The sequence below is a fragment of the Verminephrobacter eiseniae EF01-2 genome, assembly GCF_000015565.1.
In the GTDB taxonomy this organism is placed as follows: Bacteria; Pseudomonadota; Gammaproteobacteria; order Burkholderiales; family Burkholderiaceae_C; genus Acidovorax; species Acidovorax eiseniae.
In genome coordinates this window covers 4,508,103-4,530,049 of the sequence record NC_008786.1, presented here as the reverse complement: position 1 = coordinate 4,530,049, position 21,947 = coordinate 4,508,103, and the positions used below count along the sequence as shown (strand labels likewise).

24 protein-coding genes and 1 pseudogene are annotated in these 21,947 nt (G+C 65.2%); 11 read left to right on the top strand and 14 right to left on the bottom strand.

The annotated features are described in order from the left end of the window. Nucleotides 1-19: 19 nt before the first annotated feature. The 6 genes and pseudogenes from VEIS_RS31265 to VEIS_RS19980 form a co-directional block, all read right to left on the bottom strand. Entirely contained in the window at nucleotides 20-151 is a 132-nt protein-coding gene (locus VEIS_RS31265; RefSeq protein WP_265259737.1) for a hypothetical protein, read from the bottom strand. Beyond that, a complete protein-coding gene (locus VEIS_RS19995) occupies nucleotides 148-2,445 on the bottom strand; it encodes a N,N-dimethylformamidase beta subunit family domain-containing protein (protein ID WP_011811822.1) in 2,298 nt (765 codons plus the stop codon). The genes VEIS_RS31265 and VEIS_RS19995 overlap by 4 nt, the downstream gene beginning before the upstream one ends. Continuing rightward, on the bottom strand, nucleotides 2,442-2,714 hold the full coding sequence (locus tag VEIS_RS29155) for a hypothetical protein (RefSeq protein WP_011811821.1): 273 nt from the start codon (nucleotides 2,712-2,714) through the stop codon (nucleotides 2,442-2,444). The genes VEIS_RS19995 and VEIS_RS29155 overlap by 4 nt, the downstream gene beginning before the upstream one ends. Nucleotides 2,715-2,834: 120 nt before the next feature. Then, nucleotides 2,835-2,960 (bottom strand): hypothetical protein, encoded by a 126-nt coding sequence (locus VEIS_RS31260; RefSeq protein WP_265259736.1) that lies wholly within the window; start codon nucleotides 2,958-2,960, stop codon nucleotides 2,835-2,837. A 2-nt stretch (nucleotides 2,961-2,962) separates the two neighbouring features. Beyond that, nucleotides 2,963-3,697, bottom strand: a complete 735-nt coding sequence (locus tag VEIS_RS19985; protein WP_011811820.1) for a GntR family transcriptional regulator — start codon at nucleotides 3,695-3,697, stop codon at nucleotides 2,963-2,965. Nucleotides 3,698-3,789: 92 nt separating this feature from the next. Continuing rightward, nucleotides 3,790-4,539: pseudogene (locus VEIS_RS19980) on the bottom strand (IS110 family RNA-guided transposase); the annotation flags it as partial. Between the two features lie 526 nt (nucleotides 4,540-5,065). Between VEIS_RS19980 and VEIS_RS26945 the strand changes: the two are divergent. The 4 genes from VEIS_RS26945 (at nucleotide 5,066) to VEIS_RS29150 (ending at nucleotide 6,291) form a co-directional block, all read left to right on the top strand. Further along, nucleotides 5,066-5,218 (top strand): hypothetical protein, encoded by a 153-nt coding sequence (locus tag VEIS_RS26945; RefSeq protein WP_157048417.1) that lies wholly within the window; start codon nucleotides 5,066-5,068, stop codon nucleotides 5,216-5,218. 66 nt (nucleotides 5,219-5,284) lie between these two features. Further along, on the top strand, nucleotides 5,285-5,638 hold the full coding sequence (locus VEIS_RS19975; protein ID WP_011811818.1) for a type II toxin-antitoxin system RelE/ParE family toxin: 354 nt from the start codon (nucleotides 5,285-5,287) through the stop codon (nucleotides 5,636-5,638). A gap of 1 nt (nucleotide 5,639) precedes the next feature. Further along, entirely contained in the window at nucleotides 5,640-5,930 is a 291-nt protein-coding gene (locus tag VEIS_RS19970; protein WP_011811817.1) for a helix-turn-helix domain-containing protein, read from the top strand. Beyond that, nucleotides 5,920-6,291 carry a hypothetical protein gene (locus VEIS_RS29150; RefSeq protein ID WP_011811816.1) on the top strand — a complete coding sequence of 124 codons (372 nt, stop codon included), beginning with the start codon at nucleotides 5,920-5,922 and terminating at the stop codon, nucleotides 6,289-6,291. Before VEIS_RS19970 ends, VEIS_RS29150 begins: the two co-directional genes overlap by 11 nt. 18 nt (nucleotides 6,292-6,309) lie before the next feature. On the opposite strand, the gene VEIS_RS19965 is transcribed toward VEIS_RS29150, so the two are convergent. Next, on the bottom strand, nucleotides 6,310-7,014 hold the full coding sequence (locus VEIS_RS19965) for an aminotransferase class III-fold pyridoxal phosphate-dependent enzyme (protein ID WP_011811815.1): 705 nt from the start codon (nucleotides 7,012-7,014) through the stop codon (nucleotides 6,310-6,312). Between the two features lie 389 nt (nucleotides 7,015-7,403). Between VEIS_RS19965 and VEIS_RS19960 the strand changes: the two genes are divergently transcribed. From VEIS_RS19960 to ddpX, 7 genes are all read left to right on the top strand, one after another. Beyond that, nucleotides 7,404-8,297, top strand: coding sequence for a MurR/RpiR family transcriptional regulator (locus tag VEIS_RS19960; protein ID WP_041950218.1), 894 nt, complete (start codon nucleotides 7,404-7,406; stop codon nucleotides 8,295-8,297). Nucleotides 8,298-8,363: 66 nt separating this feature from the next. Further along, nucleotides 8,364-9,929 carry an ABC transporter substrate-binding protein gene (locus tag VEIS_RS19955; RefSeq protein ID WP_011811813.1) on the top strand — a complete coding sequence of 522 codons (1,566 nt, stop codon included), beginning with the start codon at nucleotides 8,364-8,366 and terminating at the stop codon, nucleotides 9,927-9,929. 45 nt (nucleotides 9,930-9,974) lie between these two features. After that, nucleotides 9,975-10,991: an ABC transporter permease gene (locus VEIS_RS19950; RefSeq protein WP_011811812.1), complete on the top strand. Its 1,017-nt coding sequence runs from the start codon at nucleotides 9,975-9,977 to the stop codon at nucleotides 10,989-10,991. Nucleotide 10,992: 1 nt separating this feature from the next. Continuing rightward, nucleotides 10,993-11,841 (top strand): D,D-dipeptide ABC transporter permease, encoded by an 849-nt coding sequence (gene ddpC / locus VEIS_RS19945; RefSeq protein WP_011811811.1) that lies wholly within the window; start codon nucleotides 10,993-10,995, stop codon nucleotides 11,839-11,841. Beyond that, entirely contained in the window at nucleotides 11,838-13,055 is a 1,218-nt protein-coding gene (locus VEIS_RS19940; protein WP_083758678.1) for an ABC transporter ATP-binding protein, read from the top strand. The genes ddpC and VEIS_RS19940 overlap by 4 nt, the downstream gene beginning before the upstream one ends. Then, complete coding sequence (locus VEIS_RS19935) at nucleotides 13,052-14,050, top strand: oligopeptide/dipeptide ABC transporter ATP-binding protein (protein ID WP_011811809.1); 999 nt, start codon at nucleotides 13,052-13,054, stop codon at nucleotides 14,048-14,050. Before VEIS_RS19940 ends, VEIS_RS19935 begins: the two co-directional genes overlap by 4 nt. Nucleotides 14,051-14,054: 4 nt before the next feature. After that, nucleotides 14,055-14,627 (top strand): D-alanyl-D-alanine dipeptidase, encoded by a 573-nt coding sequence (gene ddpX / locus VEIS_RS19930; protein WP_011811808.1) that lies wholly within the window; start codon nucleotides 14,055-14,057, stop codon nucleotides 14,625-14,627. Between the two features lie 177 nt (nucleotides 14,628-14,804). On the opposite strand, the gene VEIS_RS19925 is transcribed toward ddpX, so the two are convergent. From VEIS_RS19925 to VEIS_RS19890, 7 genes are all read right to left on the bottom strand, one after another. After that, nucleotides 14,805-15,815 carry a Bug family tripartite tricarboxylate transporter substrate binding protein gene (locus VEIS_RS19925; RefSeq protein WP_011811807.1) on the bottom strand — a complete coding sequence of 337 codons (1,011 nt, stop codon included), beginning with the start codon at nucleotides 15,813-15,815 and terminating at the stop codon, nucleotides 14,805-14,807. A gap of 56 nt (nucleotides 15,816-15,871) precedes the next feature. Further along, nucleotides 15,872-16,651 carry an SDR family oxidoreductase gene (locus tag VEIS_RS19920; RefSeq protein WP_011811806.1) on the bottom strand — a complete coding sequence of 260 codons (780 nt, stop codon included), beginning with the start codon at nucleotides 16,649-16,651 and terminating at the stop codon, nucleotides 15,872-15,874. Nucleotides 16,652-16,684: 33 nt separating this feature from the next. After that, complete coding sequence (locus VEIS_RS19915) at nucleotides 16,685-17,620, bottom strand: dihydrodipicolinate synthase family protein (RefSeq protein ID WP_011811805.1); 936 nt, start codon at nucleotides 17,618-17,620, stop codon at nucleotides 16,685-16,687. 632 nt (nucleotides 17,621-18,252) lie between these two features. Next, complete coding sequence (locus tag VEIS_RS19905; RefSeq protein WP_011811804.1) at nucleotides 18,253-19,440, bottom strand: ABC transporter substrate-binding protein; 1,188 nt, start codon at nucleotides 19,438-19,440, stop codon at nucleotides 18,253-18,255. A gap of 66 nt (nucleotides 19,441-19,506) precedes the next feature. After that, a complete protein-coding gene (locus VEIS_RS19900) occupies nucleotides 19,507-20,253 on the bottom strand; it encodes an ABC transporter ATP-binding protein (RefSeq protein ID WP_011811803.1) in 747 nt (248 codons plus the stop codon). Further along, complete coding sequence (locus VEIS_RS19895) at nucleotides 20,250-20,969, bottom strand: ABC transporter ATP-binding protein (protein WP_011811802.1); 720 nt, start codon at nucleotides 20,967-20,969, stop codon at nucleotides 20,250-20,252. The genes VEIS_RS19900 and VEIS_RS19895 overlap by 4 nt, the downstream gene beginning before the upstream one ends. Then, entirely contained in the window at nucleotides 20,966-21,943 is a 978-nt protein-coding gene (locus tag VEIS_RS19890; protein WP_011811801.1) for a branched-chain amino acid ABC transporter permease, read from the bottom strand. The genes VEIS_RS19895 and VEIS_RS19890 overlap by 4 nt, the downstream gene beginning before the upstream one ends. Nucleotides 21,944-21,947: the final 4 nt, after the last annotated feature.

The window sequence follows — 21,947 nt, the reverse complement described above, 5'->3', positions numbered from 1 at the left end:
GCCACTTGCTCGTTGCCATTCACCGCGCACTTTGCCGCTCGCGTTGCTGCCAGCGTGGCGGGAAGGGGTGGGCCTTCGGCGTGGCGTTCGCTGGAGTACCCTCGCCTTCGGCGCCGGCATGGGCGCCTTCGGGCGGCCGGGCGTCGCTCATGCCGGCGCCTCGAACGGGCGCGGGTCGAGAAAGCGCCGCAGCACGTTGGTGGTGATGCGGCTGATGTCGTTGTCGTAGCCGTTGTGGCTGAGCGAGAGCATGTAGGCGATGGAGCCGGTCGCGAATACGGCGCCGCCCCGGGCGGTCTCGAAGAACACCATGTCGGCGCGCACCAGCGCGTTTTGCTCGGCGTCGAGGCCGTGCACCGTGGTGCGGTATTCCTCGGGGGTCGGCAATGCGCCCGGGCCCAGGCCGTGCGAACGGGCCAGGATCACGGCGTGCGGCGGCGAACCCAGGTCGGCATCGAAGCGGTCGATTTCTATGCCCACGGCGCCGCCGGCGCGCACGCCGTAGTCGCCGATGCGCTCGCCCTGCGCGATGCCTTGCAGCGCAAAGGCCACGCGCGGGTTGGCGGCCTCGGGCGTCAGCAGGTAGTAGCCGGCGTGGTCGTAGACCATGGCCGCGAAGCCGACGCCGATGAGCTTTTGCGGCGCGAAGCCGCTGTGGCGCCAGAGCGCGCCGGGTTCGCCGGTGCCGGCCAGGTGCACCTCGCCGGGGCGCGACTCCCAGGTGCGCGTGCCGCTGATGCCGCGCCGCACCTCGACGGCGGCGGGCGCCTGCGGATGCCAGGCGCAGCGCCAGTAAAAGCCGTTGGCGCCGAGCGCGAGGTGGCGGCCGCCGCCGTTCTGGTAGGCCATGATGGCGTTCATCATGGCCTGGCTGTAGTACTCGGGGTGCGAGAGCGTGGCCAGCACCCGGTAGCCGGCGATTGCGCCCAGGCCCTGGCGGTCGAGTTCGGCGTCGGTGATCAGCTCGTAGTCGATGCCCTTTTCTTCGAGCCAGTCGATGAAGTGGGTGTCGATGGCCAGGTTGCCGGGCGTGGCGCGCGGGCGCATGTTCAGCACCGGGCGCAGCCACGAGCTGTAGGCGCGGCCGCTGCCGTCGATGTGATGGTCGTAGGTGGATTGGCCGATCTCGGGGTGCTCTTGCAGGTAGACATCGTCGCCCGTGAGCATCAGCAGCCGCTCGGTCAGCACCTCGAAGTGCACCGCGTGCAGGCGCAGCGCGCTGTTCGCGTAGGCCATGTAGGTCATGCTCGGCGCGAGCAGCACCAACGGCGCGCGCGGCCGCGCCGTGCGCAGGTTGTGCGCGCCGGCTGCGGGCGTGACGAAGAAGGTGATGAACGTCTCGGCGTGCCTGGCTGGCGCGTCGACGGGCCGGTGGGTCGCGGCGGGCCGCAGGCGCAGCGCGTGCACGCCCGAGCGCCAGTCGAGCGGCACATCCAGCACCAAGGTGGCGGGCCAGCCGCAGTCGTAGATGTCGTCGCTGTGGAAGTGGATGGCGCCGTACTCGCGCGGCGCGAGCCGCCAGTCGTGCACGGCGCCGCTCCAGTGCACGCCGGTCATGCCGCGGCATGGCAACTGGTGCAGCAGGCCGTGCATGCGGTGGGGCGAGCGGTCGGTCACCACCAGGGTGTCGATGCCGACCGAGAAGTCCCAGCAGGCGATCAGCTGCGCATCGGCCTGCCCGGCGCGCGCGGGAGCGTCGATCTGGCGCAGCGCATCCGGCGCGGGCAGGCCGGCCGCGATGCGCGGCGCCTCGATCTTGCCGTCGAAATGCGCGGCGGTGCGCAGCGGGGCGAGCGATGCATGGTGCGCGGCCACGGTGAACGGCCCCTGCGAATCGAGGCGCCAGTCGGCGGCCGGGTGCGTGGCGCGCATCTCGCTGCGCTTTTCGGGCAGCACCGCATCGGCCAGGCGGCTCTGGTGCACGAACAGTTCGCCGCTGGCCGGGTCGATGCCGCCCTGGATCCAGTACCAGCGGCGCTCGTCGAGCGCGGCGCCGGTCGAGACCTCGACCGGTGCGGCGGCCCCGCCGACGCGCAGCGTCACGCCATGGCGCGACACCTGCAATGCGTAGCCGCACCCGGTTTCGGCATTCCAGCGCGCGAGCACGGTCTGCGGCGCGGCGCCGAGCCGCGTCGGCCAGATATGGCAGCCGAAGGAAAACGCCCCGGCCGGCGCCAGCCGGCTGTCTGCGGGCACCGACATGCTGGAGCCGCAGGGCACCTCGTGCCACTGGCAGGCATGCACACCGTCCAGCGGCGAGACCAGTTCCTGGTACTTCAGGCCCGGGCCGGTGGCATCGGCGTCGGCGCAGCGCAGGCGCACGAAGCTGGCGTCCGCCTCGGGCAGATGGCTGCTCAGGTGAAAGCGGATGCGTTCGCCAGCGCGCACGCTGAGTGTGTCGGGATAGCCGAGGAAGGCGTTGGTTTCGATGCCGGTGTCATTCATGGCCGTTCGCTCCCGGTTTCGTCGAGCGGGAGTTCACAGCCGGTCAGCGCTTGCCAGCGCAGCCTGAACACATGCCACTCGGCGGCGTCGAGCGAGTCGAAACGGCAGTCGAGGAACAGCCGGACTTTTTGCCCGCGCTCGGGCGGCATCTGCGCCAGCGCCCAGCGGCGCCCCGGCTCCAGCACGTACAACAGATAGCGGCCGCCGACCGGCCCCCAGCGCATGCGGTGCAGCAGCTTTTGCAGCTCCTGGCTGTACTGTCGCGTCACCGATCATCTGTCGGTCCGCGCTGGCCATCGAAGCGCATCGCGGCGTTGCATCGCTTGCCAATACGCTCGGTATTGGCTGCGCGATGCGCCTTGCGCTGCGCTCCGATGGCTGCGCGCAGCCTACGACATCTGATCGGTGACACGACAGTACGGTCCGCGGATATGGCTGCGAAATTCCCGGGCCAGGTCGGTGCGCTGCGGGTCGATGCGGTAACAGGCGGCGTTCGGGTCGCTGGTGTGGTCCATCGTCAGGGGCTTTCTGCCGGGCGGGGCTGGTTGCGCAGCGCGAGCAGTTCGTCTGCGCGCTCGGGGTGGGCGTCGATCTCTTGCAGCACGCGCACGAAGCCGCGACCGCCTTCGATCAGGTCGTTGCGGATCGCCTCGTGCACCATCTTCACGTCGCGCGCTTGCAGGCCGCGCAGCACGTTCAGATGCTGGTGCACGCCGTCGTAGTGCGGATGGCCGTGCGGGTAGAGAAAGTTCATCATCGGCCCGACCTGCATCCAGATGCGGTCGAGCAGGCCGGTCAGTTGCGGCATGCCGGAGCGGCGGTAAATGCCGAAGTGAAAGTCGAAGTTGTGCTGCAGCGCGGCGCGGTAGTCCCGGGCCTTTTCCGCGTGCATCAGCAGGCGGTGGCTTTCGCTCAGTTGCCCGAGCGCCGCGTCGTCGAGCAACGGCACCGCGCGCTCGGCGGCCAGCGGCTCCAGCGCCAGGCGGATTTCGCGCAGTTCCACGTACTCGGCCAGCGAGAGCATGCGCACGCGGATGAAGTGGCCTTCCTTCATCTCGAGCGCGTGGTCGCGCACCAACTGGATCAGGGCCTCGCGCACCGGCGTCTCGCTGGTGCCCATGGTCTTGGCGAGTTCGCGGATCTTCAGGCGCTGCCCCGGCTGGAAGGTGGCCGACATCAGCTGCTCGCGCAGGTGCTCATAGATTTGACTGGCCAGATTGCTGCGTTCGATCGGGCTGGTGCCGGTGGCCATGGCTCTCCTTGTGTCTTGGGTTCACGGGTGCGTTCGCTCGCATGGTAGGGCACGGCGCGAGCGGGATGGATGGGTGCGGATCAGCGGCTGAGCCAGGCGGCATACTCGCGGCCTGACTTGAAGTTCTTGGGATCGCCCATCGCCGCCACGGCAACGGTGGCCGTCAGCAGGCCCACGCCGGGAATCTCGGCAATGCGGCGGCTGGCTTTGTCCTGTTTGTGCCAAGCCTGCAGATGTCGCTCGATCTGCGCAACTTGATCATCGAGCTGCCCCACCCGCGCCCATTGCTCGCGCAGGCTGCCCGGCAGCATGGCGGGCAGTCGCTCGACCAGGTGGGCCAGTGCGGTGGCAATCCCTTGGCTGATGCCTGCCCGGCCTTGGGGCATGACTCGTCCGTATTCGGCCAGCAAGCCACGCAGTCCGTTGATCTGCGCGGTGCGGAATTTGACCAACTGGCTGCGCATGCGGTGCAAGGCCAGCACGGCTTGTTGAGCCTTGGATTTGATCGCCACGGCCCTGAGCGCAGGCTGCTGCACCGCCGTCCAGATGGCGCGGGCATCGGTCGCATCGCTCTTGTTGCGACCGACAAACGGTTTGACCATCCTGGCCGGCAGCAGCTTGACCTCGTGCCCGAGCGTGATCAGTTTGCGTGCCCAGTGCTGCGCGCCGCCACAGGCCTCCATGCCGATGAGGCAGCGGGCCCGGTTGGCAAAGTGCTCCAGAAACTTCTCGCGCTTGAGTTGCACGCCCACGATTTCTCCGGTTTCAACATCGACCCGATGCAGTTGAAACACCCGCTTGGCGATATCCACGCCAATCACTTGCTGCTTGCTATCATTCATTTTGGAGCCTCCGGTTTGCCTGTGAAGATGACATCATCTTGCACCTTGGGTACTTCGATGCCGTCGGCCCGCGAGGCTCCACCTGCTTGCCCGAGCCGCACCCGAAGACACCTCGGTGCAGACTTATCCGCCGGGCCAAGCCTGGGGACAGCCGGGCCGGCCTTTGTCAGGCACATGAGCCCGGTTGTCCCCAGGTGCGAAGCACCCGGTGGGTAAGTCGTGTTCTACGCTTGCGTCATTTTTCCAATCGGTTCGCCCTTGCGGGGGAGGCGTCCATATCACATTCCTTGGCTGGAGGCCGCGTCTGTCGCAGCCCTTGCGAAGGCCGGAACAGGCATAGGGGCGCTTGGCTGCTGCATCCCCACCCAATTTGTCGGAAGGGACCGCAACGCCAGAGAAGGAGCCGGAATCCGGCTTGCCAGACCAATCTTTTTCCCTGCTGCCAGAACCGGACGCAAAGGGCCGCGCAGGGGTGGAATCCCCTGCTTAGGGGGCAGAAAACCCGCTTCTCCGCGCCGAACCGCTAGTGTCGCGTCACCGATCATCTGTCGGTCTGCGCTGGCCATCGAAGCGCATCGCGGCGTTGCATCGCTTGCCAATACAGCTCGGTATGGGCTGCGCGATGCGCCTTGCGCTGCGCTCCGATGGCTGCGCGCAGCCTACGACATCTGATCGGTGACGCGACACTAGGCGTCAATGACGTTTTTTTCCTTGCCAAAAGGGCGTCAATGACGTAGTATAAGGAATGGAGACAAAGCCCATCACCATCGTTGAGATCCCTGCGTTCCTGACTGCGGCAGGGGCGATCTGGACAGATGAGGAACGGGCCGAATTGATTGATTACGTCGCCCGCAATCCTGAAAGCGGGAATGTCATTCCGGGAACGGGTGGCGTTCGAAAGCTGCGATGGGGACGGGCAGGCATTGGTAAACGCGGCGGTGCCCGTGTGATTTATTTTTATTACCGCACGGACGCCCCGATCTACATGCTGTCGGCCTACGCCAAGGCTGCAAACGTTGATTTGACGCCGGATCAAAAAAAGCAAGTGACGAAATTGACGGCAATTCTGAAAGAACACCACGCCGTGAAAGGAGATTGAGATGGAAACGAATTTTGGTGATGATCTGATCGAGGGCCTGAACCAGGCCGTAGCCCATGCCAAGGGACAATCGAAGGACGCGCGGGTCCATGTGGTGCATGTTCCCAATGTGCGCAGCCTGCGTGCGCGCCTGAAGATGTCGCAGCAATTGTTCGCATCGACCTACCATATCCCTCTGGCAACACTCAAAGGCTGGGAGCAGGGGCGGCGTCAGCCTGATGCGACCGCCGCAGCTTATTTGAGCGTTATCGAAAAAATGCCAGTCGAGGCTCAGACTGCGCTTGAAAGTTAGGCATGCCCTGGAAACTCTCCAATACCCAGGAACAACGCTGCCTGGAAAAATATTCTCCGACCGGGGAATTTCTTTCACGGCCCCCGGCTTCTATGACGAACCCGATTTTCTTGAGCAGGAACGGCAGGATTCTCGTTTCCTTGAAATTTATGCCCGCTATGTCGAGGCGCGTTGCTATGACGACGCCTATCTTGCCGATGCCGCCACGAAAATCGACATCGCCGCCAGAGCACTGGAAGCTTCTATTCAGGCCGATGGCCGTCTGGGTGCCTGTGTGGATGCATCGGGCATGCTTGGACGCCCTTGGTATCTGGAATTACGTTGCCAAAACCACATTGACAGGCACCTTTCCAAAAAATAGCGGACTGACCCCGCGCTATTACGGTCGCCGGCGGACACCGTGACGCGGCTCGGCTCGGGCAGCCGCGCGCGCAGTTCGGTGCCGTCGGGCAGTTGCGCAATCCACAGCATTGAAGGCCGCGCAGACGATGGCCGCCAGGTCGTTGCCTGCGGCGTCGGCTGCAGCGTCGAGGCTGGCGACATCGTTGTAGCCGTAGCGGATCAGGTGGGCGCGGTCCTCGGGCGTGACGCCGGCCGACACCGGCGTGCACCATGGGTCGGAGCCGTGGTAGGCCCTGGCGGCGACCAGCACCTTGCGCTTGCCGCTGGCGGCGCGCGCCACCATCAGGCTGACGGTGGTGGCGTCGGTGCCGTTCTTCTGGAACAGCACCCAGTCGGCGTGCGCGCTGCGCGCCACGAAGCGCTCGGCCAGTTCGACCAGGCGCGGGGTCGGGCCGTTGAGGCAGTCGCCCAGCGCCTGCTGGCGCCGCGCCGCCGCATCGACCTGCGGATGGTGGTGGCCCAGCAGGTTCGGGCCCCAACTGCACATGAAGTCGATGTAGGCATTGCCGTCCACATCCCAAACCCGGCAGCCCTGCCCGTGCTCGAAGAACTGCGGGTAGCCCGCCGGCAGCGCCGCCGCGTTCAGATGGCCCGTCATTCCGCCTGGCAGCACCTTGGCTGCGCGTTGGCGCCACCGGGCGTCCTGGCGGTTGGACAGTGCTTGCGCGGCAACGGGCGGCATTCGGAATCCTTGGCGGTTGGCGATGCGCTGCATGATATATCATATTTTATCTTGCGCACAACCATCGCCCGGGGCATCGCCCGAGGCCATCACCCGAAGTCATCGCATCGCACTTTTGTCCGGCGCATTGGCGGGCGCTCCGGCCGGACCCGGAATGCCGCGCGCCGCGTGCCGCGAACGGGAAGGGTCGCGATTTTTGTTATTGACCGATATGTAAGTATCAGTTATTGGTGTCTGTCAAAATGCCGCTTGGCGCCATCTGCCGTCTGCCTTCACCGCGCCCTTGACCGGGCGTTTTTGCGATGGACGGGGACGGGCCTATCGCGTCGAATGCGTTCATCGGCGCATTCATCGGCATTCATCGGCATCTCCGGCGTTTCCCCTGTCCCTTGCAAGACGCGCCCTGCGCGCATGACGACCCCTTCGACGTGGCCAAAGACTTTCAAACCCTGATCGCTGAGCGGCAATCGACGATGACCCAGCTCGAACAGCGGGTTGCCGTCTACCTGCGCTCCAACCCGGATGCGATTCTCGTCGATACCTCCAACACCATCGCCGAGCGGGCGTTCGTGAGTCCGATGACGGTCACCCGGTTTTTCAGAAAGCTGGGTTTCGACAGTGCCGCTGCCGTCAAGAAAGCGGTCCGGCAGCGTTTTGCGAGCCAGGTGCCCAGCGCCATTGGCAGCCGCTTCGACCAGTTTCAGAGGCAGCGCACGCTGCTCGACAAGAACGGCGATGTGAAAGATGCCGTGACGGCGATCCGGCAAGCCGCGCAGTACCGGTCGACGCCGATGTGGGCCAGGATCGTGGAACTGATAGCGCATTCGGACAGTGTGTTCGCCGCAGGCTTTCAGACCATGAGCTACCTGGCCAACGGGCTGGTGAGCCGGCTCAACTACATCCGCGCCAACGTGCATGAACTCGATGGCGCGGATGGCGTCTATGCGCCGTTTTTTGCCGACCGTTCGGCAAGGCGCACGCTGATCATCATCGATCACTTCCGCTATGGGCGCAACGGCCCGGTGCTGGCCAAAGTGGCGCGCGAGCAGGGCGCCGAGGTGATCATTTTTTGCGACGAGCATTGCAACTGGGCCGCCGGCATCACCGCCTTCGTGGTCACCTTGCCGTCTGAACCCGGCTTTTTCTTCCGGCCGACGATGGCGCTGCATTTTTGCATGCACATGCTGGTGCAGGATGTCATTGACATGCTGGGCGAGCCGGTGCGCCGGCAACTGCAGTTGCTGTCCGAAGCGCAGGAGCTGTTCGGCCAATTCCAGACCTGATTCCGGCCTGATTCCGACCAGGTTCCGATCAGGATTTCCAAGCACTGCCAAGAAAAGGAAGCCCCCGTGAAACTCAAGCTATCGATGCTGTTCGCCGTCGTCTTGGCCGCGGCATCGGGCGGCACTTGCGTGCTGGCCAAAACCGCCAAAGACATATTGGTGATCGGAAAATCGGCCGATCCGCAAAACCTGGATCCGGCCGTCACGATGGACAACAACGACTGGACGGTCACATACCCGGCGTACCAGCGTCTGGTGCGCTACAAGGTCCATGACGGCAAGGCTTCCAGCGAGTTGGAAGGCGATTTGGCGCAAAGCTGGAGTAGTTCGCCAGACGCGATGACCTGGGAATTCAAGCTCAAGCCGGGCAGCAAATTCGCCGATGGTTCGCCGGTCGATGCCCATGCGGTGAAGTTCTCCTTCGAGCGTTTGCTGGCCTTGAAAAAAGGCCCTTCCGAACCCTTCCCCCCGGGCATCGAGGTCAGCGCGCCCGACGCGTCGACCGTGCGCTTCAAGCTCAAGACCGGCTTTGCGCCTTTCCTGTCGATCCTGGCCATCGATGGCGCGTCGGTGGTCAACCCGAAAGTGATGCAATACGAACAAAACGGCGACAAGGCCCAGGGCTGGCTGGCGGGGCACACCATGGGCAGCGGCGCCTTCCAACTGAGCAGTTGGCAAAAGGGCCAAAGCATCGTGATGGACAAAAGCCCGCATCCGAATGGAGCGGCGCCGGCCTTCAACAAAGTGATCATCAAGTTCGTGCCCGAGGCCTCGGCGCGCCGCCTGCAACTGCAAGGCGGCGACATGGACATTGCCGAAGACCTGCCGCCCGACCAGATCGAAAGCCTGAAAGCGCAACAGGGCCGCCAGGGCGTCGTGGTGGGCGACTACCCGAGCTTGCGCGTCACCTACCTGTACCTGAACAACAAAAAAGCGCCGCTGGACAAGCCCGAGGTGCGCCGCGCCATCATCGCCGCCGTCGATGTGCGCGCCATCATCGACGGCATTTTCTCGGGCAAGGCCAAGGCCATGAACGGGCCCATTCCCGAAGGCATGTGGGGGCACGACGCGCAGGCTGCGCCCGCAGCCTTTGCGCCGGCCAAGGCCAGGGAACTGCTGGCCAAAGCCGGGCTGCGCAATATCCGGCTGGGCTTTTTGCTGTCGGACAAAGACCCTTCGTGGAGCCCGATCGCGCTGGCCACGCAGTCCAACCTGGCCGATGTCGGCATCCAGGTGCGCCTGGAAAACATGGCCAATGCCAGCTTTCGCGAACGTGTCGGCAAGGGCGACTTCGATATCGCCATCGGCAACTGGAGCCCCGACTTTGCCGACCCCTACATGTTCATGAACTACTGGTTCGAGAGCGACAAGCAGGGGGCCGCCGGCAACCGCTCCTTCTACTCCAACCCCCGGGTCGATGCGCTGCTGGCCAGAGCGGCCCATGCGAGCGCCTTGTCCGAGCGCAGCAGGCTGTACCAGGAGGCGCAAAAAATCGTGGTCGACGATGCGGTCTATGTCTACCTGTTTCAGAAAAACACCCAGATCGCCGCGCGCAGCAGCGTCAAGGGGCTGGTGTTCAACCCGATGCTCGAGCAGATCTACAACGTCCAGCAGATGTCCAAGTCCGAGTAGCGCGGTATTCCTGTGCGGTACTCCTTCTGACCCCCGGGGTTTGCCATGGGTTTTTTGACTGTTCTTTGGCGCCGTCTCGGATTTTTGCTGCTGGTCGTTTTCGGCGTGTCCATCATCACGTTTGCGATTTCGCACATGATTCCGGGCGATCCGGCCCGGCTGCTGGCCGGCGAGAGGGCATCCGAAGCCATGGTCGCCGGCATGCGCCAGAGCCTGGGGCTGGATCGGCCGCTGCCGGAGCAGTACCGGATCTACATGCTCGGCCTGGCGCATGGCGACCTGGGAACCTCGATCCGCACGGGCCGTCCCGTGGCCGAGGATATCCTCGCGTTTTTCCCGGCGACGCTGGAACTGGTGATCGCGGCGCTGCTGTTTTCAATCGCCATCGGCGTGCCGCTGGGCGTGGTCTCGGCGGTTTGGCGCGACCGCCCCATCGACCACCTGGTGCGAACGATTTCGGTTGCCGGCGTTTCCATGCCGGCCTTCTGGCTGGCGCTGATGCTGATTTACCTGTTCTACGGCCAACTCGGCTGGCTGCCCGGCGGCGGGCGGATCGACCTGGGCGCCAGCGCTGCGCCGGCTGCGACCGGCTTTTACCTGATCGACGCGCTGCTGGCCGGTGACGGCCAGGCGCTGTGGAGCGCCATCCGGCACCTGCTGCTGCCGGCGCTCACGCTGGGCTTCGTGCATGTCGGCGTCGTCGCGCGCCAGATCCGTTCAGCGCTGCTGGATCAGTTGCAGCAAGACTATGTGCGCACGGCCCGCGCCGGCGGGCTGTCCGCTGCCGCCGTGGTGTTGCAGCATGCGCTGCCGAACGCGCTGATACCTTCGGTCACGGTGCTGGGCCTGGCCTTTGGCGACCTGCTCTATGGCGCGGTGCTCACCGAAACCGTGTTTGCCTGGCCCGGCATGGGCTCCTACGTCGTGGCCTCGATACAGGCGCTGGACTTTCCGGCCGTGATGGGTTTCACCGTCGTCGTCTCGTTCGTCTATGTGCTGGTGAACCTGGCCGTCGATCTGGTCTATCTGGCGCTCGATCCGCGCATCACGGGGGTGGGTTGAAATGAACGGGCCGGATTGGGATTACCTGGCCTACCGCCTGCGGCGCAGCCCGCTGACGCTGCTCGGCCTGTGCATGGTCGCGCTGGTGCTGCTGGCGATTCTGGTGGGGCCGTGGCTGCTGTCCACCGACCCCGACCGCATCGATCTGCGCTCCCGGCTGGCCGCGCCCTCGGCCGCGCATTGGTTTGGCACCGACGAAGTGGGGCGCGACATCTTTACCCGCGTCCTGCATGGCGGCCGCATCTCCGTCGGGATCGGTTTTTTTGTGGTGCTGGTGTCCGCGACCCTGGGCAGCATCCTGGGTGGCCTGTCCGGCGTGATCGGCGGCAAGATGGACACTGCGATCATGCGGCTGATGGATATCGTCTTGTCGGTGCCTTCGCTGGTGCTGACCATGGCCTTGGCTGCGGCACTCGGCCCCAGCCTGTGGAACGCGATGCTGGCGCTTGCGCTGGTGCGGATTCCGGCCTACGTGCGGCTGGCCCGGGGCCAGACCTTGACGATACGCGAGAGCGGCTACGTTTTGGCCGCGCGCAGCTTTGGCGCCAAGCCTTGGCAGATTCTGCGCTGGCATGTGGCGCTCAATGCGCTGCCGCCGATCAGCGTGCAGGCCAGCCTCGACCTGGGCTCGGCGATTCTGATGGCCGCCGCTTTGAGCTTCATCGGGCTGGGTGCGCAACCGCCGGCGGCCGAGTGGGGCGCGATGATCGCCGTCGGCCGCCACCATGTGCTCGAGCAGTGGTGGTATTCGGCCTTTCCCGGCATGGCCATCCTGTTCACGGCCGTGGGATTCAATTTTTTGGGTGACGGCCTGCGCGACATGCTCGACCCGAAACACAGGCAGCCATGAGCGCTGCCCGGCCGCCCGAAGGCGCTCATACCGCAGCCGAAGGCGAAGGTGCTCCATCCTTCGCCGCCCGGCCGCCCGAAGGCGCTCATACCGTAGCCGAAGGCGAAGGTGCTCCATCCTTCGCCGCCCGGCCTCCCGAAGGCGCTCATACCGCAGCCGAAGGCGAAGGTGCTCCAGTGAACGCGAACCATCGAACCCCGGTGCTCGACATCCGCGCGCTGACGGTTGAATTTCCGGTGTACCGGGGTGCCGTGCGGGCGCTCGACGGTGTGCAACTGCAGGTGCAAGCCGGCGAGATCGTCGGCGTGGTGGGCGAGTCCGGCTGCGGCAAGTCGGTGACCGCGATGCTGGCCATGCAACTGCTGCCCAAAGGCAGCTACCGCATGATCGGCGGCAGCATTTCGCTGCTCGGGCAAGACATGCTCGGCGCCTGTGCTGCCAGCTTGCAAAAGCTGCGCGGCAGCCGTGTCGCGATGGTGTTCCAGGAGCCGCTGACGGCACTGAACCCGACCCGCCGCATCGGCGCGCAAATGACGCAAGTGATACGGCGCCACCAGCGGCTGGACCGGGCTGCGGCGCGCGCGCATGCGCAGCAACTGCTGGCCGACATGCGCGTGGCGGACCCGGCCGACATCCTTGCGCGCTACCCGTTCGAGCTGTCCGGCGGGATGCGCCAGCGGGTGCTGATCGCGCTGGCCTTTTCCGGCGACCCGGCTCTGATCATTGCCGACGAGCCGACCACGGCGCTGGACGTGACGGTGCAGCAGCAGGTGTTGACGCTGCTGCGCCAGCGCGCGCGCCGCTCGCATACCGCCGTGCTGCTGATCACCCACGACATGGGCGTGATTTCGCAGTACACCGACCGCAGCTATGTGATGTACGCCGGTCGGGTGATCGAGAGCGGCGACACCGCCTCCGTGCTGTCACAGCCCGCGCACCCCTACACCGCCGCCTTGCTCCAGGCCCTGCCGCAGCATGGCACGCGCAAAACCCGCTTGCCTGCGCTGGCCGGCAGCGTGCCGGACTTGCGCGTGCCACCGGCGGGCTGCAGTTTTGCGGCGCGCTGCCCGCAGGTCTTTGCCCGGTGCGCGCTCAAACCGCCCTTGTCGCCCTTGTCGCCCTTGTCGCCGGTGCAGCCGGTGCCGCCGGTGCCGGGAAACCCGGCCCGGCAGGTCGCCTGCTGGCTCCATACCGCACCGGATCGAGCTGCATGAACCCGGATCTCTCCCCGCTCACCCCGCTGTTGTCGGTCAAGAACCTGACGGTGCGCTTTCCGGCCGGCCGCGATTGGCTCGGCCGGGTCAAGGCCCATGTGCATGCCCTCAATGGCGTCGATCTGACGCTGGCCCGTGGGCAAACGCTGTGCATCGTCGGCGAGTCCGGCTGCGGCAAAAGCACGCTGGCGCAGGTGCTGGCAGGACTGGTGCGCCCGACTTCGGGCAGCGTGGAGGTGGCCGGCAAAACCGGCACGCACCAGCCGCTACAGATCGTGTTTCAAGACCCGGGTTCATCGCTGGACCCGCGCCTGCGTGTCTGGCAGATCATCACCGAACCGGTTTTTCTGCGCCGCCGCGTCGCCCGCGCGCAGTTGCGCGCCATGGCAGCGCAGTTGGCCGGGCAGGTGGGCTTGCGGGCTGAACAGATGGACCGTTATCCGCACGAGTTTTCCGGCGGACAGCGCCAGCGCATCGCCATCGCGCGCGCCTTGTCGGCCGATCCGGCCATCGTGGTGCTGGACGAGCCGACATCGGCACTCGATGTGTCGGTGCAGGCGCAAATCCTCAACCTGCTGCTGGACTTGCAGCGCGAGCGCCAACTGGCTTACCTGTTCATCTCGCATGACATGTCGGTGGTGCGCCATATCGCCGACGATGTCGCCGTCATGTACCTGGGGCAGGTCGTGGAAATCGGCGCCGCTGACGATGTGCTGGGCCGCCCCGTCCATCCCTATACGCAGTTGCTGCTGGCATCGGTTCCGGTGATCGGTCGTCTGGCGCCTGACGGGGTGGCGGACAATGCGCAAATCCCGTCCAACCGCCGCCTGCCGGCGGGCTGCCATTTCCGCGACCGCTGCAGCTACGCCGCCAGCGGCTGCGAGCAGCCGCAGCCGCTGATGCCTCTGGCAGACGGCAGCCGCTGGCTCAGATGCCGGCGCGCACACACCATCGATGCCGACCGCGCCCCGGCGCCAATCCCACCCCAAGCCTGACCCCATGCTCCTCGAAACCATTGCCCACCCTGCGATCGACATCGACCTGCTCTATGCCAGCGCCGACAACCTGACCCGGCAACCCATCTACCAGCGCAGCGTCGCCTTGCTGCACCCGCATGCGCTGCAGGCGCTGCGGCGCGCGGCCACGCTGGCCGCAGCGCAGGGCCTGCGACTGCGCGTGTTCGACGCCTACCGCCCAGTGGCGGCCCAATGGCGGTTGTGGCAAGCGCTGCCAGACCCGGACTATGTGGCCGACCCGCGTCAAGGCCCGATGCACAGCCGTGGCGTGGCCATCGACCTGACGCTGGCGGACGGCACGGGCGCGCCGCTGGACATGGGCACCGGCTTTGACGACATGACGGCCCGGTCCAGCCATGGCCGCACCGATGTGCCCCCGCTGGCCCAGCGCAACCGCGCGCTGCTGCTGGGCCTGATGGTGGTCAGCGGCTTTGCGCACAACCCGACGGAGTGGTGGCATTACCACCTGCCCAACTGGCGTGACTACCCGCCGCTCAGGGACGAGGTGGAGGGGCTGCGGCTGATGGACCTCGCTGGTATCAGCCACTGCGCATAGTGCGCCAGCCATGCGCCATGGCCGCTGTTCGGCAAGGGATTGGAGCAGCGGGTTTCAAGCCCCATGCCAAGGCAGGGCGCAAACCGCTGACTGCTGGCAGTCACTGCAAGCGTCCGGCGGCCGGTGCAACGCCGGCACCGAGGGCGAGGGCAGGAGCGAGGGCCTTCAGCGGGCTGCTCAATCGATGGTGATATTCGCTTTGTCGATGATCGCCTGGTAGCGGGTCATTTCGACGCCGATGTACTTCGCAAAGTCCGATGAGTTTTTGTAGGCCGGATCGAATCCGCGCTCGTTCAGGTATTTTTTCATATCCGCCGACTGCATGATTTTCGCGGCTGCGGCTTCGAGTTTCATCCGCACCGGCTCGGGAATATTGGCCGGAGCCCACAGCCCGTACCAGGAATAAAACTCGAAGTCCCCGAGGTGGGACTCGCGCATGGTGGGAACATCCGGCAGCAGCGGACTGCGCTCATGCCCGGTGACTGCCAGTGCCCGGAGCTTTCCCGTTTTCACCAGCGGCAGGGAGGACAGCATCGGGTCCATCAGCGCCGATATCTGGCCGCCGATCAGGTCCTGCAACGCAGGCGCAGCGCCTTTGTACAGCACGACAGGAATTTGCAGCGAGGAAAGTCCGGCCTCATGGAGAAACTGGGCCGTGCCCAAGTGGCCCGCAGCGCCGAAACCGGTGGAGCCGAAGCTATATGCTTTGGGTGATGCCTTGATCTCTTTGATCAGTTCCTGCACCGTGCTGGCGGGCACCTTGAGATTGACGCTGAAAATAAGCGCGCCCTGGGCCAACTGGCTGATGGCAGTGAAGTCCTTGACTGCATCGAATTTGATGCTTTTCTTGTACAGAAGCGGATTGATCGAGTGGATGGACGCATTGACGTACAGTGTGTAACCGTCCGGCGCGGCGCGGGCGACGGTGTCGGCACCGATCATTCCCGAAGCGCCGGGACGGTTGTCGACAACGACAGACTCCTTGAGTTCTTCGCGCAGCTTTTCTGCAAATATGCGCGCAACACCGTCCACCGAACCGCCTGCGGGATGCGGCACCACGATCGTGACCGGGCGCGAAGGATAATTTGTCTGGGCCATCAGCGGCGCAGTGTAGGCAATGCCTGCCAGGCCGAGCAGGGCCAGGCCAGTCTGCGTGAATGTGAATGTACGACGCTTGAGGCGCATCATGTTTCTTTCCGAATGAACTGCGGTCGAATGGGCTGAAGATTTTTGCCTGGCGTTTTTCAGTAGGTTCCGGGGTACGCGCCGCCATCGATCAAAATACTCTGGCCCGTGATGTATCCCGTGTGGGCAGAGCAGATGTAAGCACAGAGCGCGCCCACTTCCTCGGCCTCGCCGTATCGGCCTGCGGGATTGTTGCTGCCCCGTTCCTGCCAGAGCTGGTCAAACGATTTTCCTGTGCTGTCCACCATGCCCTGAATGTGGCGGCGCTGGGCATCGGTGGCGAATACACCGGGCAAAAGGTTGTTGATGGTGACGTTGTGGCGCACCGTCTGCCGCGCCAGACCGGCAACGAAACCCACCAACCCGGAGCGCGCGCCATTGGACAGGCCCAACTCGAACTGGGGCGTCTTGACGCTGCGCGAAACGATATTGACGATACGCCCGAACCTGCGGGCGATCATTGGATCGACGGTTCTGCGGATCATTTCTATCGGGCCTATCATCATCGAGTCGAGCGCGGCATGCCAGTCGGCGGGCGTCCACTGGCGAAAATCCCCCGGCGGCGCGCCGTCCGCGTTGTTGACCAGAATGTCCGGCGCAGGGCAGGCCGCCAGCGCGGCATCACGCCCGACGGGCGTCGTGATGTCGGCAACGACATACTGCACTGCATGGCCTGTCTGCGCGGAAATCTCCTGCGCCGCCAGCGCCAGCGTCTGCTGTGTGCGGGCAGCGATGCAGACCTCGACGCCTTCGCGTGCAAGCTGCTGTGCGCAGGCGCGGCCCATGCCCTTGCTGCCACCGAACACCAGTGCTGTTTTGCCGGCGATTCCGAGATCCATGGCGGTTTGCGTTGGCGCGGGTCGATTGGCTGTTCAGCAGGATTGGAGTGCGGCAGAACGCCAGCCGTACTTCTCGTCCAGCCCCAATTCCTTGATGATGCGCAAGCCTTTGAGCAGGGCCTCGCCTTCCAGTCCTTTGAGGGGTTTGCGCAGTTCACCGGCGGGCAGGCCCACGGCTTTCATCAGCGATTTGATGGCGACGGGGTTGATGGCGGAATAGGAAAAGTGCAGCAGGGAAAGAATATGCAGATAGGTGGCGCGGAAACTGACGGATATATCCGGCGTCGTCCACGGTGTCGACAGCGCGGCCATCTCGGACGGGGCGATATTGCCGGTCATGTTGGCCGTGCCGTGGCCGCCAAGACTCATGGTCGGGACGAGCAATCCGAGGTTCGGCGAATCGCAGCACATCACGGCCACGTCCGTGTTTGCGCGCAATACCTGGGCCACCTGGCCAACGCGCGTGGTCGATTCTTTATGCACCACATAGTTGGGATGCTTGAAAATCCGGATCAGGTTATCCCAATGCAGGTCGGTCTTGACGCGCGGCGGGTTGTTGTAGAGCCCGAGCGGCAGGTCCGTGGCATCGGCAACTTCGAGAAAGTAGTCTTCGATATCGGATTCCAGGCCGCAGATGTAAGAGGGCGCGGCCAAAATCGCACCGTCAGCACCATTGGCCTTGGCGAAACGCAGATAGTCTTTGGTGGTTTCGGTATTGTTGCCGGTGCAACCGTAGAAGAATTTCATCCTGCCGGTTTTCATCTTCGCAGTTTCCACGATGATGGCCTGGCGTTCCTGCTGCGAAAGCATGGAAACCTCGCCGGTGGAACCCATGATGAGCACGGCGCCGGTGCCATGGTTTTCCTGGAATTTCAGCAGCGTCCGGAACGCGCCAAAGTCGGTGGTTCCATCCTGGTTGAATGGCGTGATGAGGGCTACGAAAGAGCCCTCGACCTTCATCTTCGACATGACAAACCCTTTTTCAAATCTGTTTTCTTCAGTGATCCCGCCCCCGAGGCCAAGGATGCCCGGGATCGGGAGCGCCGGCAGTTGCTCGACGATGCGGCGCACACCGGCGAACCTGCGCCGGGATATTGGCAACTGCGGCGCGCAAGCCTGAATTTGCCGCAGTCCATGACCGATGCCGGCCACCAGTGCCTTGGATCCAGGATGGCCTCGTGCGTGGTGATCGGCGATTGCCAGAGTGCGAGCATATTCCATGCCGTGGCGTTTGTCGCGTGCATGGTCGCCCCAGGCAGGAATGGACAGGCAGCAGACGCCTGCCGTCAGATCTGCGACGGCAGCCGCGACGGCAGCCAGGTGGCCAGCGGCGGCCAGACATGGATCAACACCCGGTATTCGCGAACTCGTGGTGAAGCTGTTCACGCGCTGAGGCCATGCGCCATGTCCGTGGCAGGCCAGGGACTGCCCCAGGCGCCGCCCGGCGCTGCGCCGCTGGTGGCTGCGACCACCGGCTTCGGGCTGGCTTCGATCCGGGGGCGATGCGGGGGCGATCCGGGGGCGATCTGGGGGCGATCTGGGGCGCCGAGGGCCATCGCGCCGGGGCGTTCATACAGGGCAGGCACCGGCAGGTGCTGGCCCTACATCTTGCACAGGGGCGAGGCCGCCGGCACGAGCGAAGCCGGGTAAGTGTGCTCGATCACGGGCCGCAGCACACCGTCGGCCATCTTGACGCGCGCCACGTAGTTGGGCATGACCAACTGGTTGTCCGCCGCGCGGATCGTCATCTTCCCGTACAGCGTATCCACCCGGGCGCCGCGCAGCGCCTTGGTGACGGCCTCGGGCTGCACGCTCTTGGCCAGCGTGACCCCCTGAAACAGCACCATGGCGCCGTTGTATGCCTGGCCTTCGGTGTCCGACGGCAGACGGTGGTGCCTGGCCTTGAACGCGCTGACGAAGGCTTTGGTCTGCGGTGTGTCGATGTCCGGCGTGAAGCCCACGTTGCCCGGCACATTGGCCATTGCCTTGCCCGTGGCATCGATGACGAAGTTCGATACCAGGGCGTGGCCGATCAGCGGGGTCTTGGGGATCAGGTTGAAGTCGGCCGCCTGCTTGACGAAGGCGATGCCACCGGAGACATCGGCAACCCAGATGGCATCCACGTTGGCGGCCTTGATCTGCTGGATGTAGGGCGCATAGTCCTTGGTCCCGAGCGGAGCGAAGAGCTTGAGCGAAACCTTCTTGCCTTGCGCGGTCACGGCGGCCTCGAACGACTTGGCCGAGTCCTGCCCCCAGACATAGTCGGCAGCCAGGATGGCGAAGTCGTTGCCCTCGATGCCCTTGACCCATTCGCCGATCATTGCCAGATCCATGGCGTCGGAATGGTTGGTGCGCACGAAGCGCGGATTGCAGGCGTCGGTGGTGAGCTTGTCCGCCTTGCTGATGGTGCCGATGAAGGCCGCATCCCAGCGCGCCAGATTCTGGCTGATGGCCAGCGAAATGGAGGAGGTGATGGGGCCGATCAGCAGATTGTGTCCGTCGCGGGCCAGTTTCTCGGCCACGCGCCGGCCGGCATCGGGGGTGCTCTCGTCGTCGCCTTCGGCCAGGATGATCCGGCGGCCATCGACCCCGCCCTTGGCGTTGGCTTCATCGACGGCAAACCCGATGCCCCTGGCCACGTCCGCGCCCATGGTGGAAAAGCCACCCGACCTGGAAGTGACCAGGCCGATCCTGATCGGCTCTTTGCCCTGCGCGCAGACCGCCAGGGGCAGGGCTGCCAGCAGCGCGGTGCCGGCCAGCAGCGGGTGAAGTTTCGTGTGTTTGAACATGCTCGTTCCTCTTTTCCAAATAGCCGCAAAGGCTCCGGTTGCCACCATCACGCAAGACGGTCCGTGTCAGACCATTACGTGTTCTTCAATGTCTGCCAGACCTTCGGCGGAGTTGACGACGGCGCCCTGCGCCACCACCGAACCCTTGGACATGGCCAGGTAGCGGTGCGCCACGCGCAGCACCAGGCCCAGGTTCTGCTCGATCAGCAGCAGGGCCGTGCCCTGATCCGCCACCCGGCGGAAGATGTCGGCCAATTGGTCCACGATGACCGGCGCCAGCCCTTGCGTCGGCTCGTCCAGCAAAATCAGGTCGGGGTTGGCCATGAGTGCCCGCCCCAGCGCCAGCATCTGCTGCTGTCCGCCCGACAAGGCCGTGCCCGGTGTGCGGGCGCGTTCCTTCAGGATCGGAAACAGCTTGTAGATCTCGGGCGCATTCCAGTGCCCCTTGCGGCCGGCGGCCGCTCCCAGGCGCAGGTTTTCTTCCACCGTCAGGTTGGCGACGATGCGCCGTCCCTGTGGAACCACCGCCGTTCCGTGCCGGGCCGCGATATGGGGCCGGGGCCTGGCGATCGGTTGGCCGCCCAGGTGGAGCTGGCCGCTTTTCATCCGGGCCAGCCCCAAAATGGTATTGACCACGGTGGTCTTGCCGACGCCGTTGCGGCCGATCAGCGCCACGCGCTCGCCGGGCTGCACCGCCAGACTCAGGCCGTGCAGGATATGGGCCGAACCGTAGAACGCATCCACGCCGGTCAGTGTCAGCAGCGCGCTCCTCACTGGAGTACCTTCGCCTTCGGGCGGCCGCGCGGCGCTCATGCTGCGCTTCCCAGATAGGCCTCGCGCACCCGCCGGTTGGCGCGCACGCTGGCCGGTGCGCCATCGGCGATGACCCGGCCCAGTTCGAAGACGGTGATGACGCTGCAGATGCCAAAGACCACGTCCATGTCGTGTTCCACCAGCAATACGGCGATGTCCCGGCGCGAGGCCAGGGCCTTCAGGTGCTGCGCCAGGTCCAGCGACTCCTTGACGGAAAGCCCGGCCATGGGCTCGTCGAGCATCAGCAGCTTGGGGCGTCCGACCAGGGCCAGCGCCAGGTCCAGGCGGCGCTGCTCGCCGTAGCCCAGGTTGCCGGCCAGCCTGTGGCCCAGGCTGGCGAGGTTCAATTCTTCCAGCACCGCGCGCGCATCGGCGGCAGAGTTTTCGACGCCCATCTCGTGCGACGCCAGTTCCACCTGCGCGAGGACGGTCATGCCGGCAAAGATGCTGGTCCGTTGAAAGCTGCGCGACAGCCCCCGCTGGCGGCGCTCGACGGTGCCCAGCCGACTGACATCCTCGCCGTGGAGGATGACCTTGCCCCGGGCCAGGCGGCGCCGGCCGGTGATGGCATCGATGAGCGTGGATTTTCCGGCGCCGTTGGGGCCGATCAGCCCGCGAATCTGGGCTTTCTCCAAGGTCAGCGCAACACCGTCGAGGGCCTTGGTGCCGCCGTAATGGATGGCCACATCCTCGGCTTGCAACACATAGGGCGTCATACCGATTCCCTGCGGACGCCGGGGCCATGGCGCAAGCGAATGTACAGACGCTCCAGCGCGCCGGCGATGCCGTGCGGCGAGAACACGATGACGGCAATCAGCGCGGCGCCAAAGAGGGCCATCGAGTGGGTGGCGTAGCCGCCCAGCAGGTCCTTGAACATGACGTAGACAATGGCGCCGATGATGGGGCCGGCGAGCTTCTCGAAGCCGCCGACGATCACCATCAGCAGCGTGATGGCCGAGACGCTCCAGTGCAGGTTCTCCGGCGAGACAAACCCGGTATTGAGCGAGGACAGAATGCCGGCAATGCCGGCGACCACGGCCGACAGCGCATAGACCGCCGCACGGGGTGCCGTGGTGCCGATGCCGATGAAGCGGGCGCGCTCCTCGTTGTCGCGGATCGCCTCGGTAATGGCGCCAAAGCGCGTTCTCAGGATGAACAGCAGCAGCACCGTCGTCAGCACCATCGATACCCACGCGATCAGGAACACCGTGGCGGGCTTGAGCAGCGCGGACTGTGAATACCCGAACAGGGTTGCCGGCCAGTGGATGCCCATGCCGTCCGCGCCGCCGGTCAGGCCGCGGGCGCGAAAGGCCAGCAGATAGGCCATTTGCCCGATGGCCAGTGTCAACATGCCAAAGGCAATGCCGGGCACGCGGACGATGACCAGCCCGATCAGGAAGGCCAGCACGCCGATGGCCAACAGAACCACGGGAATGGCCGCCTCCGCCGGCATCCAATCGAGCGCCAGCACGACGCCCATGCCGTAGCCGGCCGCGCCGAAGAACAGGGCATGGCCGAAGCTCACCAGGCCGCTTTGCCGCAGCAGCACGCCAACGCCCAGGGCAAAGATGGCGTAGATGACGGCCTGCGTCAGCACTCCCAGCAGACTGCCGGAACCGGCGAGTCCGGCGATGCCGGCGCCCAGCGCCAAGGCGAGCAGCGAAAGCACACCGATGCGGGCAAGTGTCATGCGA